A 16,060-nucleotide genomic window follows, 5' to 3' on the forward strand; every position below is an offset into this window, starting at 1 on the left:
AGTGGATGCGCGCGGCGATAGGAGGACCGGATGGCCAAGGCAAAGGAAAATCCGAACTACAAGGTGATCGCCGAGAACCGGCGGGCACGCTATGATTATGCCATCGAGGACGATCTGGAATGCGGCATCATTCTGGAGGGGTCCGAGGTGAAATCGCTGCGCGTCAACAGTGCCAATATCGCCGAGAGCTATGCGATGGTGGAGAATGGCGAGCTGTGGCTGGTGAATTCCTATATCGCGCCCTACGAGCAGGCCAAGACATTCGGCCATGACGAAAAGAGGCGGCGCAAGTTGCTGGCGTCTAAAAAGGAGCTGTCCAAGCTCTGGAGCGAGACGCAGCGCAAGGGCATGACGCTGGTGCCGCTGGTGCTGTATTTCAATCATCGCGGCATTGCCAAGCTGAAGATCGGGATCGCCAAGGGCAAGAAGAACCACGACAAGCGCGCGACCGATGCCAAGCGCGATTGGAACCGGCAGAAGCAGAGATTGCTGAAAGAGGGGCTGTGAGCGGGACCGCGCCCCGGTCGCCGGGTCATGGAGGGAGCCTGACATGGAACTGATCCTGAGCCTTATCGCGGGGGCCGTGGGCGGCAATATCGCGGGCGGTCTGCTCAGGCCCATGAGCCTTGGCGTGATCGGCAATTCGCTGGCGGGTGTTCTGGGCGGCGGGAGTGCCGCGCATCTCATGGCGATGGCGGGGGCCGGCGATCTGGCCGGTCTGGCCGGTGGCGGTGATGCGGGTGTTCTGACAGCCACGATTGTCGCGGGGGCCGTGGGCGGAGGCGCGGTGACGCTGGCCCTCGGGATGATCCGCAAAATGCTGTTGAGGTAAGTGCTGCGCCGGGCCGGGTGCGACGGTGCCCGGTCTTGCCCTCTGCGCCGTCAGACTGTAGTCAGACAGGGTCTGAACCCGGGGGGCGCATATGGCCACTGATGATCCGAAAACCCTTGTTTCCACCGATTGGCTGGCGGCCCATATGAAGGACCCCGACCTGCGCATTCTTGACGGCACCATGTTCATGGCCGCCGAGGGGCGCGACGGGCGCGCCGAATACGAGGCCGGACATATCCCCGGCGCGCGGTTCTTCGATATCGACGATATCAGCGATGCGCGCTCTGAGCTGCCGCATATGGCCCCGCCGGTCGAGAAATTCATGTCGAAGCTGCGCGCCATGGGCGTGGGCGACGGGCATCAGGTGGTGGTCTATGACGCCAAGGGGCTGTTTTCCGCGGCGCGTGTCTGGTGGCTGTTCCGGCTGATGGGGCAGGAGAATATCGCCGTTCTGGATGGCGGGTTTCCGAAATGGCAGGCCGAGGGGCGCGCCATCGAGGATATGCCGCCGGTGATCCGCGACCGGCACATGACGGTGCGGCGTCAGAACCACATGGTCAAGGATGTCACGCAGGTCTCGGCCGCCGCCAAGCTGGGCGATTACGAGATCCTCGATGCCCGCGCTGCCGCGCGTTATCGCGGCGAGGCGCCGGAACCGCGCGAGGGGCTGCGCAGCGGGCATATTCCGGGATCGAAGAACGTACCCTATACCTCGCTTTTGAACGAGGACATGACGATGAAGGACCCCGATGAGTTGCGCGCAATCCTTGCCGCTGCCGGGGTCGATATGGCCAAGCCGGTCATCACCTCCTGCGGCTCCGGCGTGACCGCGGCGGTGATCAATCTGGCGCTGGAGCGGATCGGCAAGACCGATCACGCGCTCTATGACGGGTCATGGACCGAATGGGGCGCGTTTCCAACGCTGCCCGTCGCCACTGGAGAGGCATGATGTTCGAGCAACTCAAGGAAAAACCGGCAGACAAGATTTTGGCGCTGGGCCAAGCCTATCGCGAGGACCCGCGCGAGACCAAGATCGATCTTGGCGTCGGTGTCTACAAGACGCCCGAAGGCGTGACCCCGATCATGCGCGCGGTGAAGGCCGCCGAAAAGCAGCTTTGGGAGATCGAGAGCACGAAAGCCTATACCGCGCTGGCAGGCGATCCGGCGTTCACGGATGCGATGGTGGGGCTGGTTCTGGGCGATGCGGTGGCGCGCGATCAGGTTTCGACCATCGCCACGCCCGGCGGCACCGGGGCGGTGCGGCAAGCGTTCGAACTGGTCCGGATGGTGAACCCCGGCGCGCGGGTGTTCGTGTCGGACCCGACCTGGCCCAACCACCTGAGCATTCTTGCGCATCTGGGGATGGAGGTGGTGAATTATCGGTATTTCGACAGCGCCACCTGCGCCGTCGATTTCGCCGGGATGCTGACCGATCTGGAGGGCGTGCGCGCAGGCGACGTGGTGCTGCTGCATGGCTGCTGTCACAACCCGACGGGTGCCAATCTGAACATGACTGAATGGGCGGCGGTGGTGGAACTCTTGAACGCCAAGGGTGCGCTGCCGATGATCGACATCGCCTATCAGGGCTTTGGCGACGGGCTGGAGGAGGACGCGCGCGCCGTCCGCTTTGTGGCGGCGAACTGCCCCGAGATGCTGATCGCGGCAAGCTGTTCGAAGAATTTCGGCATCTACCGCGAGCGCACCGGTATCCTGATGGCGGTGGCGCAGGATGCGACGCTTGGCAAGATCACGCAGGGCAATCTCGCCTATCTCAACCGGCAGAACTATTCCTTTCCGCCCGATCACGGCGCACGCCTTGTCAGCATGGTGTTGACCGATGCCGACCTGCGCGCCGACTGGCAGGCGGAACTGGAGGATGTGCGGCTTGGCATGCTGAAACTGCGCGAGCAGTTGGCGGGCGAGTTGCAGCGGCTGTCGGGGTCTGACCGGTTCGGGTTCATCGCGCAGCATCGCGGCATGTTCTCGCGGCTGGGGGCGACGCCCGAGCAGGTGGAGCGACTGCGCGAGGATCATGCGATTTACATGATCGGTGACAGCCGGATCAACATCGCCGGTCTGAATTCCGAGACCGTGCCGATTCTGGCCCGAGCGATGATCGACGCGGGCGTCTAGGGCAGCGTGGGGCGGGCAGGCATGTGACGCAAGAGGTCGTCTTCATCTGTCGCAGGCGGCTGTGGCGTGCCGGCTCCAAGATCATGCGATGCGATCAGCTGGCGGATATCGGGCGGCGGTATCTGGGCGACCGGTACACATTTGCGGTGCGGGCGCTGCCCAATCTCGAAACCGAGGCCGGGGCGCATGCCTTTGCCGAGGGCCTGTCGGGGCGGATCGTGATCCTGCTCAAGGGCACGGGGGCGATTCTCGGCGAGGCGGGGATGGAGATGCTGCGTGGCCGGACGCGGGGCGTCGGGATCGACTATGTGGATGCGCGCGCGCGGGATTGTTTTTCACCCCACGCCGATCTGCATATCGCGGCCTCGCGCAAGGGCGAGGCGATCTTGAACCGGCTTCTGGCGCGCCGGGGGGCGGGGGATGGGCGCGCGGGTGTCGCGCATCTGACGCATCATTATGATCCGCGTCTTGTCGGGCGGCAGATGGAGGACCCGGGTGGCCTGCGGGCCGCCTATCTGGGGCATCCGCATAACGTCTACATTCCCGATCTCATCGCGGCGCATGTCACGCGGATCGACGCGGGCGGTGAGGGCGGGATCGAGGCCGGGTTCGACCGGCTGTGCGGGTTCAACCTGCATTACGCGATCCGCCCGCCGGATCATGCGCAGACGCTGGCGCGCGATCTTGCGAAACCGTTTACCAAGGGGTTCACCGCCGCCGCCTTCGGGGCCAATGTGATGGTGACGCGCGACACCGATGATGCGGAGTTCTACCTGGGCCGGGATTATCCGTTTCTGGTCGAGGATCATGCGCCCGCCACGATTGCCGAGGCGTTCGCGCGGGCGCAGGGCATTTACGATACTGCCGACTGGCATGTGGCGCGGGACCGGATGCGCCACCTGCGCGATCTGTCCGCGCCTGCGCAGGTGGCGCGCGAGCTGGATGTGATCCTGTCGCGGCTGATGGTGCGCGATGCGGTGGGATTGCCGAAAACAAAAGGGGCGGCCCCTTTGAGCCGCCCCCCGGTTTGAGCGCGCTGCACGCTTACTTGGGCATGATCACCCCGTCGATGACGTGAATGACGCCGTTGCTGGCCTCGATATCGGCCTGCACCACGTTGGCGCCGTCGACGGTGACACCGCCCTCGGTGCCGATGGTGACCTCGCCGCCCTCAACGGTGGCGGCGGTCATGCCGTCGCTCAGGTCGCCAGACATGACCTTGCCCGGCACCACGTGGTAGGTGAGGATCGAGGTCAGTTTGTCCTTGTTCTCGGGCTTGAGCAGGTCTTCGACCGTGCCTTCGGGCAGCGCCGCGAAGGCCTCGTTTGTCGGAGCGAAGACAGTGAACGGACCTTCGCCCTTGAGCGTCTCGACAAGGTCTGCGGCCTGCACGGCGGCGACGAGGGTGGAGAAGCTGTCATTGCCTGCGGCGATATCGACGATGTCCTTGGAATGGTCATCGGCAAAGGCGGGGCCTGCCATCAGGGTGGCTGCGGTCAGGGCAAGATAGGTTCTGCGAAACATGTGTGTCGTCTCCTTTTGAGCATCAGTTTCAGATGATGCCTGCGTGGCATCATGGCGGGACTTACGCGCCGAAAGTGCCACTGGTTCACAGGGGATTTCCGCTGATGCGATTTGACGAAATCGGTTGGCTCGCTAAGCCTCGTTGCCTTGTAACATCCAATCACGTTCTTGTGATTCTGCGGAAAATCGCCTGCGTTTCAGGGGCGTTTCAAACGGGCTGTCCTGTGATTGTGCCGCGCCCGGGCCAATGGCCCGAATGGCGCGATAACGCCCTGTCACAGGCCTATGCCGGGTGATTTCACGGCTTGCCTGACCCCTGCGAAAGGCGCAGTTTGCAAGGCGTGACCGCGCGCGCGGGAGATTGGATCATTGGAGATTTTCAAATGGGGTATGTGACGCAGATCCTTGAGGTTCTGGCGCTGTTGTTCGTGTTGCTTCTGGGGGCGGTCGTTCTGGTCGCGGTGCTGTTCTACATCCTCGACAAGACACAGCCCGGTGACGCGATCCGGCGCAATTATCCGGTGATCGGGCGGTTTCGCGGGCTGTTCACCAAGCTGGGCGAATTTTTCAGGCAGTATTTCTTTGCGATGGACCGCGAGGAGATGCCGTTCAACCGCGCGCAGCGGGATTGGGTGAGCCATGCCACCAAGGGCAAGGGCAACACGATCGCGTTCGGCTCCACCCGCAATCTCGGGGTGCCGGGCACGCCGATCTTTGTGCCCGCCGCCTTTCCGCCGCTTGATGATCAGTTCGCGGTGACAGCCCCGATGGAGATCGGGCCGACGGCGGCCATTCCCTACAAGGCCAAGTCGATTTTCAACGTCTCGGGCATGAGCTATGGCGCGATTTCGCGCCCGGCGGTCGAGGCGTTGAGCCGGGGCGCGGCGAAGGCGGGCATCTGGCTCAATACCGGGGAGGGCGGGGTGAGCCCGTTCCACTTCAAGGGGGGCTGTGATCTGGTCTACCAGATCGGCACTGCGAAATACGGCGTGCGCGATGCGCTGGGCAAGCTGAGCGATGACAGGTTGCGCGAGGTGTCGGACAATCCCTGTATCAAGATGTTCGAATTGAAGCTGGCGCAGGGGGCGAAGCCCGGCAAGGGTGGCATCCTGCCCGGTGAGAAGGTCAATTCCGAGATCGCCGAGATCCGGGGCATCGAGATCGGCAAGGACAGCATTTCGCCCAACCGCCATGCCGAGATCAACGATTTCGGCGAGCTCTTGGACATGATCGTCCATATCCGCGAGGTGACGGGGCGGCCCGTCGGCTTCAAGACCGTGGTCGGATCGTCGGAGGCGTGGGAGGCGATGTTCGAGCTGATCGTCGCGCGCGGCACCGATTGCGCGCCCGATTTCATCACCATTGACGGCGGCGAGGGTGGCACCGGGGCCGCGCCCATGCCGCTGATGGACCTGGTCGGCATGCCCATTCGCGAGGCCTTGCCGCGCATGGTGGACCTGCGCGACCGTTACGGCCTCAAGGAGCGCATCCGGATGATCGCGAGCGGCAAGCTGATCAACCCCGGCGACGTGGCCTGGGCGCTCTGTGCGGGGGCGGATTTCGTGACCTCGGCGCGCGGCTTCATGTTCTCGCTGGGCTGTATTCAGGCACTGAAGTGCAATCGCAATACCTGTCCCACCGGGATCACCACCCATGACAAGCATTTGCAACGCGGGCTGGTTGTCGAGGACAAATACGTCAAGGTCGCCAGTTACGCGCAATCGGTGATCAAGGAGGTCGAGATGATCGCCCATTCCGTGGGCGTGGCCGAACCGCGCCAGATGCGGCGGCGGCATGTGCGTCTGGTGCAGGCCGATGGCACCTCGATTCCGTTCAACAAGATCCGGCCAAGTTACAACCCGGACGCGGCATTGTGATCGGGTGATCTGAAACCCTTGGCTGGCATGACGCGTGTCTCTCTCTATATGAGGGGAAACCGATCAGGAGGATGACATGGCCAATCGCTGGACAAATACGCTGCGCGAGCGTGACGTGACCCCCGAGGGCGTCTATCTCAACCGACGGCAGATGATCGCGGGGGCGGCGGGCCTTGGCCTCATTGGCGGTGCCGGGGCCGCGCAGGCGCAGGACGATGCGCTGGAGCCCAACAGCTGGGAGGATATCACCAGCTACAACAACTACTACGAGTTCGGCACCGACAAGGGCGACCCGGCCCGCTATGCCGATGCGCTGACCATCGAGCCATGGAGCGTGCGCATCGACGGGATGGTGGACAAGCCCGGCGATTATGCCTTTGACGAGATCATGGCGAAGATGTCCGTCGAGGAACGGCTCTACCGGTTCCGCTGTGTCGAGGCGTGGTCGATGGTGGTGCCGTGGAACGGGTTTGAACTGGCGGATCTCTTGAACCTCGCCGGCGTGCAATCAGGTGCCAAATACGTGGCTTTCGAGACCGTGCTGCGCCCCGATGAGATGCCCGGTGTGCGCTATCCTGTTCTGGACTGGCCCTATGTCGAGGGGCTGCGGCTCGATGAGGCGATGCACCCGCTGACGATCATGGCCACGGGCATCTATGGCCGCGACATCCCCAACCAAAACGGTGCGCCGCTGCGCCTGATCGTGCCGTGGAAATACGGGTTCAAGTCGATCAAGTCGGTGGTGCGGATCACCCTGACCGACAAAGAGCCGCCGACCAGCTGGAACAAGGCCAATGCCCGCGAATACGGGTTCTATTCCAACGTAAACCCCGAGGTCGACCATCCGCGCTGGTCACAGGCCACCGAGCGGCGCATCGGCGGCGGGCTTTTCTCGCCGCGCATTCCGACGCAGATGTTCAATGGCTACGGCGACGAGGTGGCGGCGCTCTATGAGGGCATGGACCTGACCCAGAAGTTCTGATGGTGGTCGACCGGATCAATGTGGCGGCGCGGCGCGTGCCGGTCTGGTCGGTGTGGCTGATCCTGTTGGTGCCCGCGGTCTGGACGTTCTGGCTCGGGCTGACAGGGGGCCTTGGGGCGGAACCGATCAAGGCGCTGGAGCGGGAGTTGGGCGAAGTGGCGTTGCAGCTTCTGGTGCTGGGCCTCTGCATCACGCCGCTGCGGCGGTTTCTCGGGATCAACCTGATCCGGTTTCGCCGGGCGGTCGGACTGCTGGCCTTTACCTATGTGGGGCTGCACCTGCTGGTCTGGCTGGTCCTCGACGTGCAGATCCTGGCGCAGATCTGGGCGGATATCGTCAAGCGGCCCTATGTGACGGTGGGGTTCACCGCGTTCCTGTTGATGGTTCCCCTCGCTGCGACTTCGAATGACTGGTCGCTGCGCCGCCTCGGGCGGCGCTGGCGGAGGTTGCATAAGCTGACCTATGGGGTGGCGGTGCTGGGTGCTGTGCATTTCATCTGGCTGAGCAAGGGGTTTCAGATCGAGCCATTGATTTACCTGGCGGCGATTCTGGGGCTGCTGGCGCTGCGGTGGCGCGCAAGCCGGCGAGTGCAGCGCGCGTGAGTCGGCCCGTAGAGCCCGAAATCCGGCCGGGTCTTCGGGGCAAATCACGCTCTGTTGGGGGTAACTCTGTGGATAACCCCATATGTAGAAATGGCGCGAAATTGACATCGAAATAAAGTTGCGCACGCCGCTCTGAAATCGACGTTAATTTTCCTTAACCTATTAAATTCACGGCAAAATCCGCTTCTTTGAAAAAAACATGACAAAAGGCGAAAAAGGGGGTTGCGGGTTTGGTGAGCTAACCGTAAAAGCCCCTTCACCGGCGGCGCTGAGGTGTTGTTGGGACGCGGAACGGGACGGGGCAGATGCTCTGGATTGTGAGGCGGTAGAAAATATCTGAGGTATGATTGGCGGGTTGCGCTAGGTAGTTTGGCGCTTCCGGTTGGTTTTGCTTCGACGCTCTTTGAAAAATTGGTATCTGAAGAGATATGTGGGCGGTTTGGTTCAGTCGATGGATCAACGTCTGTATATCAACGCTACTAGGACTTCGGTTCGATGATGTAGTGTCAGCTTCACTGTCTTGTATGGACTTCGTTTCTTTGGAAACGATGTACATCAGACAGATGACTTTCAATGCGGTCGTTTCCTTACCCAAGCTGCCTTTTTTCAGCCTGGTCACGCTTCGTCAAGCCGTACGTGATCTGAGTGCATTGGGTTACCAAGCAGCATTTACGTGGATCAAGAAACCTGCTGCCGTAGGCGTCAAGCCCACGAAGGCGGCCGCTGGCGATCAAGAGGACGGTGCGGTAATTGAAGACGACGAGGCTGCATGAGCCACGATGGATTCATTGCGGCTGAGAAGCATCAGTCCCAGGTCCCGGCGCTGCAGCTGTTGGTGGCGCTCGGGTTCACCCCGCTCTCACAGGAGGGAGCCCTGCGCCTGCGCGGCGGGCGCCTCCGGAACGTCGTGCTGGACGATGTGCTTGCCGAGCAGCTGATGCGCATCAACCGCTACACGCATCGCGGCCGAGAGTACGGCTTCGACCTCGAGGACGCGCACGAGGCGATCCGGCGGCTCAAGCCCACACCTGATCGTCTGAAGGGGCTCCGGGGTACCAACCAAGACATCTACGACACGCTCGTCCTCGGCACGACGATCACGAAGTCCATCGACGGCGACTCAAAGAGCTACTCGTTCCGCTATATCGATTGGGAGCAGCCGGATAACAACGTTTTTCACGTTACTGCAGAGTTTTCGGTCGAGAGAACCGCTTCGAGCCAGACCAAGCGGTGCGACATCGTCGCCTTCGTGAACGGCATTCCGATCCTTGTAGTCGAGAACAAGCGGCCGACTGAGAGCCTGAAGAAAGCGGACAGCCAGCTGATCGGGTACCAGAACGAGGACAACATCCCGCAGCTCTTCCACTTCGCCCAGCTGCTGATCGGCATGAACCGCAACGAGGCGCGCTACGCGACCGTCGGGACACCGCGGAAGTTCTGGCAGACTTGGCGCGACGAGGAAGACACCGACGAGGCCATCACGCCCTTCGCAAACCACGTGCTCACAGCTCCGGAGAAGGATGCCATCTTCTCTGGTGACTTCGTCGGCGCGCGTGCGTACTTCGATGCGATGGCTGCCGAGGGCGAGCGCGCGATCACGGTTCAGGACCGGACAGTGTACGCGCTGTGCCGCCCCGAGCGGCTGCTCGATCTCATCCGACGCTTCACCGTGTTCGATGGCGGCGTCCGCAAAGTCGCGCGCCATCAGCAGTTCTTCGGAATCCGGCGCGCAGTCGAGACGGTCAAGCAGCATGATGTCAGCGGCGCTCGTAAGGGCGGCGTGATCTGGCACACGCAGGGCTCGGGCAAGTCGCTGACGATGGTGATGCTGGGGCGCTCGCTCGCCCTCGAACGCAGTATTGGCAACCCGCGGATCATCATCGTCACAGACCGCGATGATCTCGACAAGCAGATCAAAGAGACCTTCAAGTCCTGCGACCTTGAGCCGGTCCGCGCGACGAGCGGCGCTCACCTTCTGGAGCTCGTCCAAAACAAGGCTCCCCTCGTCACCACGATAATCAACAAGTTCGACACAGCGCTGAAGAACAGCAAGCTATCGGACGACGATCCGGACATCTTCGTGCTTGTAGACGAGACGGTGCATGACGTCCGCGAGGAGATCCGCAAGCTGCCCCAATTGCACGATCAGCTCTGGGATCTCTTCAAGCCGGTCCGGAACAAGAAGGACATGGAGCAGTTCGAGCAACACCTGGCTGACGAGGCGCTGCGCCACGAGTTCTACTCGCGTCTCAAGGCATTCAGCCGGTGCCTGCACATCTCTCTCTCGTCCGACAAGCTGTTTGATGTCTTCGACGAAGCCAAGGTCGATACCCTGAAGCGGGACTGGAAGCAGTTCTCAGAACTCAAGCGCTCGGTCCAGCTCCGCTACCAGGAGACGGTCGATGTCCGCGAGTTCGAGCCGAAGATCCAGAAGTTGCTCGATAACCACGTCGTGGCGATGCCGGCGGAGACCATCATCGAGGTGGTCAACATCAACGATCCCGAAGCGCTGAAGGCTGTCGTCGAGGAGGCAGGGGTCTCCCAGGCCTCGAGGGCCGATCGCATCGCCAGCGCGACCCGGCGGGCAATCACCGAGAAGATGGACGAGGACCCGGCGTTCTACAAGCAGTTCTCCGAGTTGCTCGAAGAGACCATCCGCGCCTATCGCGAGAAGCGGCTGTCCGAGCGCGAGTACCTGAACAGCGTCATGGACCTCGCGAGCAAGGTTGCACGCAAGGATCGGGGCCGGGATGTTCCGGAAAGCATCCGGGGCGACGAGGATGCGCAGGCGTTCTTCGGCGTCCTCGACGGTCAACTCAAAACCACGAAAGATGAGCCGGTGTCCTGCGCCGAAGCCGCATCCATCACCCTGGAGATTATCGACATTATCAAGTCGCAACTGATCGTCGATATCTGGTCGAACGAAGTGGCCCAGAACAATCTGCGCAACGCCATAGACGACTACTTCTTCGACGTTCTGCGCGACGAGCAGGGCATCGACCTACCCATGGAGGTGCTCGACGATCTCGAACTGAAGATCATGGATCTTGCTCGGGCCCGGTTCGCGGCATGACGCGGGAGTTGCACTGCCTGCAGTACGGCGAGCAGGAGATCCGGTACGAGATCGTTCGCCGCTCGAGGAAGACACTGGAGATCGCCGTCGAGCCGGACGCGTCGGTGGTGATCGCGGCCCCAGCGGACGCGACGCTCGACGCCATAGAAGCCAGGCTGCGGAAGCGGGCAGCATGGGTTACAAGACAGCAACGGTACTTCTCCCAGTTCCTGCCGCGGACGCCGGAGCGCAGGTTCGTCGCCGGAGAAACGCATCTCTACCTTGGGCGTCAGTACCGGCTAAAGGTCGTCCCGCATGTCCAAGAAAGCGTGAAGCTGATCCGAGGTTTCATCGTCGTGCAGACTCACCGTCCGACCAAGCCGCAAATGACGCAGGAATTGCTCGAGGCATGGTATCGGGATCGAGCCCATATCAAGTTCCCCGAGCGGATCGAGTTCTGTCTCGGCCACTTCCCAAATCCCAAGGAATTCCGGCCGAAAGGTCTCATCGTGCGCCAGACCCGGCAGAGATGGGGGTCCATGTCGCCGGCCGGACGCTTACTGCTCAATCGGCGTCTGGTACAGGCTCCGTTCGATGCCATCGACTACGTGATTACCCACGAGCTCTGCCATATGGCCGAGCCTCATCACGGAGCGGCGTTCTTCGAACTTCTCGACAAGGTGATGCCCGATTGGGAGCGTCGGAAGCAAAGGCTCGAACGAGCCATGGCCTAAGAGCCTGTTTGGAAAAGATTTGGGTGAGTTCAGCAGGTTGTGATTCTGTTCGGTTGACGCCGAGCGCCTTCGAGGCCCAACTTAAACCAGTCCGAAAGGTCGTGTGACTGCTGACCCAAGATCGGATCAAGATCCCACCTGACGTTTGGTCGGCGCAATTCTGATGGAGCAGACCGAGGAGTGGGCGCTAAAGCGCTCCTGATACACGACAGTGGAAATGCTCGCGCCGGTCTGCGACCGTCCTATCGTCAGCCTGCTTGCCGCACAAACAGACTGATGAACTCGGCCCGCCGAGCTCCATCCGGCTCGCCAAGAGCTAAGCCATGCGGTGTGACACGATCTGAAGAATTGGCTAACCACTTCGACATCAGGCTTTCGTCAGCGAGGTCGGATGGGGTAAGAGTTGCATTGCCATGAGTATTGCAATCACCGCCCCTCAAAAATTTGCTTTCCAAGATCTCGTCTGCATCGAAATGATGCTGAGGTTCTTTGAGAAATCAAGCGTCGAATTCTATGTTGAACCTGATGGTGGAGAAGATGCTGAGCTCACCTACACAGATGGAGAGCAGACTGTTCGGTGTGACATACAGGTAAAGGGCGCAGAAAGCGCAATCACGCTTCCTAATGTCGCAGCTTGCCTCGTACACGCTCCGCCGCTCAAGGCTGGGCCCACTCTCTTCGAACGTCTGACATCTGATCCCAACCGGTTCGTTCTACTCGTAATGAGTGGTCGTGCAAACGACGCGAGTTCGATCTATTTGGGAAGGAAGTTCTGGCGGGGGGAGATTCATGCTTCTTCTCTCATCAAGGCGAAGCATGCTCAGGCCCTCATTGAAGCAATCTCCAATGCTGATGTCGTCGGCAAAGAAGATAGCCCGCTGAAGAACAAACGACAAAAGCACAATGCCGACCTCGCAGCCTCACTCGATTCGAAAGATGTCCGCAAGGCGCTCAGCCGCTTCGTCATCCTTGACCAAGTCGACGACATCGAGCTTCAAGCGCGTTGCGAAGAACTTTTGCAACGAGAGCATGGAATTCCCAGCGATCGCACGCGGCAAGTACTACTTGAACTCCGCTCGGCCGTCGTCCAAGCCAAAAACGATAGAACCGATGCTTTCGCAATTCTGAAAGAAGTTCTTGAGAGAGCGTCACCTCCGCCGATACGCCCGGCCAACTATATCGCTCGAGGTGACGAAGCCGAGCTTGTAGATGCGATTTCGCGCGACAACATGCTTTTGCTTTCGGGAACACCCCGAGTTGGGAAGACATACGCGGCACGCTGGATTGCGTCAGAGTTCATGCAGCATGGCTACGACGTGCGGGAATTTTCCGAGGTAGAGGCAGCTGAGCGTTATCTACTCGAACCGGGGACGTCGTTGCGGTTCGCTCTTCTCGACGATCCTCTCGGAGGAGCGCATATTTCAACTCATGCGACAAATTCCTTGTCGCGCCTCACCAATTTGATCCTTCGCACCACCGCGCAAAGGAAACTCCTTGTCGTGCAGGGGCTCGAGCCGTTGCTGGCAACCAGTCGGATGAAATCGCTGGACCAAATCGTGACCGCACATCGCCGTTGGCGAGACATGGAGCGATTTGATCCCGATTTCCTGACCGGCTTGTGGCAATCGCTTGCATCTACCTGTGCCGTTGAGGCCACGCTGCGCGAGCGCGTGAGCGACGCACTTATGAATGGTGATTTGCAACTGGAACCCGGCTGCATTGAGTACCTTGCTGCAAACACTCATCGCTTGGGCGTTTCGGCTACGATTGCCGACGTCTTGCGCCTTGCCCGAGAAGACGCCGCTCAGCTCGGTCAGACGTTAGCGGCAGATGGGCTGGAAGAACTCACTGTCAGCCTGTCTGTAACGACCGCCCCGCGCGAGCCGATCGGCCTCATAGACCTTGCCTTTGTCCGAGGTGACGGGGGAACGGGACTCCCCAGCAAGCGAAATCTAAATGGCTCGGTTTTGACGATCGGCGGCCCATCTATTTCCAAAGGCGATGCTCCCGCGTATGACGCCCCCCCCGAACTCGCTGCTGCCGACAGGGACGGCCTCGACATGCTTGAACGACGGCGGCTTATTGAAATTGACGGGATTCAAAACGTCGGCTTTAGCCATCCATTCTACCGTTCCGCAGCTGAGACACTTCTCGCAGAAACCACCTATCACGGAGCCCAAGTCATCTTAGACGGCATTCGTCGAGGACTCTTCTGCCTATCGCCGCAGACATCTCGCGCGACGGCGCGCAACCTTGATTGGATCTTTGATCGGCTCAATCCCGATAGTTCGGCCCGAGGCAAGTTGGTTCAGGAGGCCATTGAAGGATTGAAGTCGTTTTTCCCCGCGACCCGCGATCTTTGTTTTCGGTTCCTTTTGAAACGATTGCCCGAGCTTCCTGCCAAACTTCAGAAAGAACTGCCGATCTGGATCCGTTCTGTTGCATCAATCACCTTGACGGACCTCGAATGGAGTAACGGAGAGGCCCATCTCCCCTACGGAACGCAATCGGGAACTGACTATTTTGATCGGGCCTTTCGGTCCATATCACGGGAAGAAGTCTTAAAGGAATTGGCCTTGCTTGACGCCCCTGAAGGCATCGTAAAACCTGAGCATGCGTCCAATGTGCTTTGCTACTTTGCCACCGCCGGCGATACCATGACGCTCACGATGGCCGGTCGCCTGATTAGCTTTGATGAAGCGGCGTTGCGGGCTGAGACGATAGAGATCTGGTTGAGGCAACCACGGCAGGGCGACGACGATCTTCTGGATCGAATCTTCGCGGAAGATCATCCGAGTTGCGCCCTTGCAGCTCTTAAAGGCGCCATACAATGCTGGACATCCAGCATGCCTGATCGACAAGAACGACTCCTCAATGGATTGGTCAATCTCGCAAAAACCTTGGCCGGCGCGGCCGCAATGCTTGACCGCCTCGTGCTTTTCAATCGAGTAGAGTACACCGGCGAACTACCGCCGTGGCCCATATTCGAGCGGCTCATGCCGGTCGTCATGGAAACGCTGCCAGAGAACGCCGTATTCAACGACGGGAGACTATTTTCCGTTGCGAGCAGCGCGGTCGATGCTCTGTCGGCCTCATCGGTAGTTGGCCTTTGCGATGGCTGGATCGACTGGCTGGAGCGAAACGAACGCGCAGGTCGCCTGCCAAGCGACTCTTCCCTTGGGGTGACCGACATCCTTCTAAGCGCGACGGAAGCGGAGCCTGCGCTTCGGAAAGACCGTGTTAAACGTCTTCTCGGTTTTGCAGGCACGGGCGCAAAAGTCACTTTCACAGCAGATCTGATTGACCACTGGCCGCTGCTTCGCGCCGATGAGCGAGCAGCCCTCGTCAAGCGTCTCACGAGCGGCTGTGAGGATGATAGGTGGCTTCAGGCGGTCGCCCTTACGCGAACAGAAGTCCCAGAAGCGATCGCCAGTAAGCTTTTGCCGGGAGATCTCGAACTTTCGCAGCCACCGGAGCGGTTGGTTGATGCAATGCCGTCGGACCTTCTTGAAGCCGTGGTTATGGTTTACTGTGGTGAACCTCAACCCCTCTGGTGGCTTGGCACCCATCACAGCGGCGAAGAAGTCTGGGAGCCGGTGGTTGAGCTCATCGCACGCCGGCCAGATCACGCACTTTTCGAACTCGCTTGGGAGCACGTCGCATACAATGGTGACGGAAAGCGGTTGGCCCGCATTATTTCGGACATCGGAGCCACCAGCGCCGAGCACGTTTTGGACATCTTGTTGCGTCTGAAAGTGCGTTGTACCGGGAATTTTATGCCAGAAGCTTGGGCTGCGCTGCTGGAACTCGCATCTGACACAGACGAGCTCGATCGTTGGCTCGGCCGTATGGCTCAGACGTCGCCCGCGATCCTCGACGATGTCTCGGATCTCAAACTTTGGATGACCGAAAAGAAAGATCTGAGAAACATGGCGGAAAAGTTGAGCCAGGATTTCACGCTAATTTTGACGGCTGAGCGTGTCTTCGCGCAGTTCGATAGTGTCGACGCCAACGAACGAAGAGAACAAGCCACCAAAGTTTTCACTGCGCTCGTCCGTGAGCGCCCTCCGATGCTGTTCGGAACCTGCGACCGCCTCATCCAGCAATTGGAAAGGGCGGAAGTTGATGCAGCCGAGCTCGTAGAATTACTGAGAGATAGGCGTGCTGCAATTATCACTGAGCGCGAGGCACTCAAGGATAAAATTGACCAGCCTGATCCGCCGCTTACCGGTTGGATTTGCCCTTAGATCGATGTTCACACGCATCAAACTGGTGCCGTAGTCTGACGGCTTCGGCAGTGCAGCGAAGCAGTGGACGGCTGAGG

General features: G+C 60.4%; 13 protein-coding genes and 1 pseudogene. 13 read left to right on the forward strand and 1 reads right to left on the reverse strand.

Translation table 11 applies throughout. The features are described 5' to 3' along the window. Window positions 1-30 precede the first annotated feature (30 nt). The 5 genes from smpB to PVU19_RS01655 all read left to right on the forward strand — a co-directional run bounded on the left by smpB (window position 31) and on the right by PVU19_RS01655 (window position 3,996). A complete protein-coding gene (smpB, locus tag PVU19_RS01635; RefSeq protein WP_050663977.1) occupies window positions 31-507 on the forward strand; it encodes an SsrA-binding protein SmpB in 477 nt (158 codons plus the stop codon). A 43-nt stretch (window positions 508-550) separates the two neighbouring features. Next, a complete protein-coding gene (locus PVU19_RS01640) occupies window positions 551-832 on the forward strand; it encodes a hypothetical protein (RefSeq protein ID WP_050663976.1) in 282 nt (93 codons plus the stop codon). A 91-nt stretch (window positions 833-923) separates the two neighbouring features. After that, on the forward strand, window positions 924-1,781 hold the full coding sequence (gene sseA, locus PVU19_RS01645; protein ID WP_050663975.1) for a 3-mercaptopyruvate sulfurtransferase: 858 nt from the start codon (window positions 924-926) through the stop codon (window positions 1,779-1,781). Next, window positions 1,781-2,965, forward strand: a complete 1,185-nt coding sequence (locus PVU19_RS01650; RefSeq protein WP_050663997.1) for an amino acid aminotransferase — start codon at window positions 1,781-1,783, stop codon at window positions 2,963-2,965. The genes sseA and PVU19_RS01650 overlap by 1 nt, the downstream gene beginning before the upstream one ends. Window positions 2,966-3,048: 83 nt before the next feature. Further along, complete coding sequence (locus PVU19_RS01655; RefSeq protein ID WP_050663974.1) at window positions 3,049-3,996, forward strand: hypothetical protein; 948 nt, start codon at window positions 3,049-3,051, stop codon at window positions 3,994-3,996. A 13-nt stretch (window positions 3,997-4,009) separates the two neighbouring features. On the opposite strand, the gene PVU19_RS01660 is transcribed toward PVU19_RS01655, so the two are convergent. Beyond that, a complete protein-coding gene (locus tag PVU19_RS01660; protein WP_050663973.1) occupies window positions 4,010-4,489 on the reverse strand; it encodes a fasciclin domain-containing protein in 480 nt (159 codons plus the stop codon). Between the two features lie 383 nt (window positions 4,490-4,872). Here PVU19_RS01660 and PVU19_RS01665 point away from each other — a divergent pair, with 383 nt between their 5' ends. The 8 genes and pseudogenes from PVU19_RS01665 (at window position 4,873) to PVU19_RS01695 (ending at window position 15,983) form a co-directional block, all read left to right on the forward strand. Next, a complete protein-coding gene (locus PVU19_RS01665; protein ID WP_050663996.1) occupies window positions 4,873-6,366 on the forward strand; it encodes an FMN-binding glutamate synthase family protein in 1,494 nt (497 codons plus the stop codon). Window positions 6,367-6,442: 76 nt separating this feature from the next. Beyond that, window positions 6,443-7,348 (forward strand): protein-methionine-sulfoxide reductase catalytic subunit MsrP, encoded by a 906-nt coding sequence (gene msrP / locus PVU19_RS01670; protein ID WP_050663972.1) that lies wholly within the window; start codon window positions 6,443-6,445, stop codon window positions 7,346-7,348. Further along, the gene (msrQ, locus tag PVU19_RS01675) at window positions 7,348-7,950 is read left to right on the forward strand and encodes a protein-methionine-sulfoxide reductase heme-binding subunit MsrQ (RefSeq protein WP_050663971.1); all 603 of its coding nucleotides are present in this window, start codon (window positions 7,348-7,350) and stop codon (window positions 7,948-7,950) included. Before msrP ends, msrQ begins: the two co-directional genes overlap by 1 nt. Window positions 7,951-8,474: 524 nt before the next feature. Continuing rightward, the gene (locus tag PVU19_RS01680; protein ID WP_274789870.1) at window positions 8,475-8,723 is read left to right on the forward strand and encodes a hypothetical protein; all 249 of its coding nucleotides are present in this window, start codon (window positions 8,475-8,477) and stop codon (window positions 8,721-8,723) included. Further along, window positions 8,720-11,023 carry a type I restriction endonuclease gene (locus tag PVU19_RS01685; protein ID WP_050662324.1) on the forward strand — a complete coding sequence of 768 codons (2,304 nt, stop codon included), beginning with the start codon at window positions 8,720-8,722 and terminating at the stop codon, window positions 11,021-11,023. Before PVU19_RS01680 ends, PVU19_RS01685 begins: the two co-directional genes overlap by 4 nt. Continuing rightward, window positions 11,020-11,736 carry a M48 family metallopeptidase gene (locus PVU19_RS01690; RefSeq protein ID WP_050662323.1) on the forward strand — a complete coding sequence of 239 codons (717 nt, stop codon included), beginning with the start codon at window positions 11,020-11,022 and terminating at the stop codon, window positions 11,734-11,736. Before PVU19_RS01685 ends, PVU19_RS01690 begins: the two co-directional genes overlap by 4 nt. A 142-nt stretch (window positions 11,737-11,878) precedes the next feature. After that, window positions 11,879-12,013 (forward strand): annotated as a pseudogene (locus tag PVU19_RS19340) (IS256 family transposase); the annotation flags it as partial. Window positions 12,014-12,149: 136 nt separating this feature from the next. Continuing rightward, window positions 12,150-15,983 (forward strand): nSTAND3 domain-containing NTPase, encoded by a 3,834-nt coding sequence (locus PVU19_RS01695; protein ID WP_050662322.1) that lies wholly within the window; start codon window positions 12,150-12,152, stop codon window positions 15,981-15,983. Window positions 15,984-16,060 lie beyond the last annotated feature (77 nt).

Origin of the sequence: Roseovarius tolerans (assembly GCF_028885395.1) — a bacterium.
Classification (GTDB): Bacteria; Pseudomonadota; Alphaproteobacteria; order Rhodobacterales; family Rhodobacteraceae; genus Roseovarius; species Roseovarius tolerans.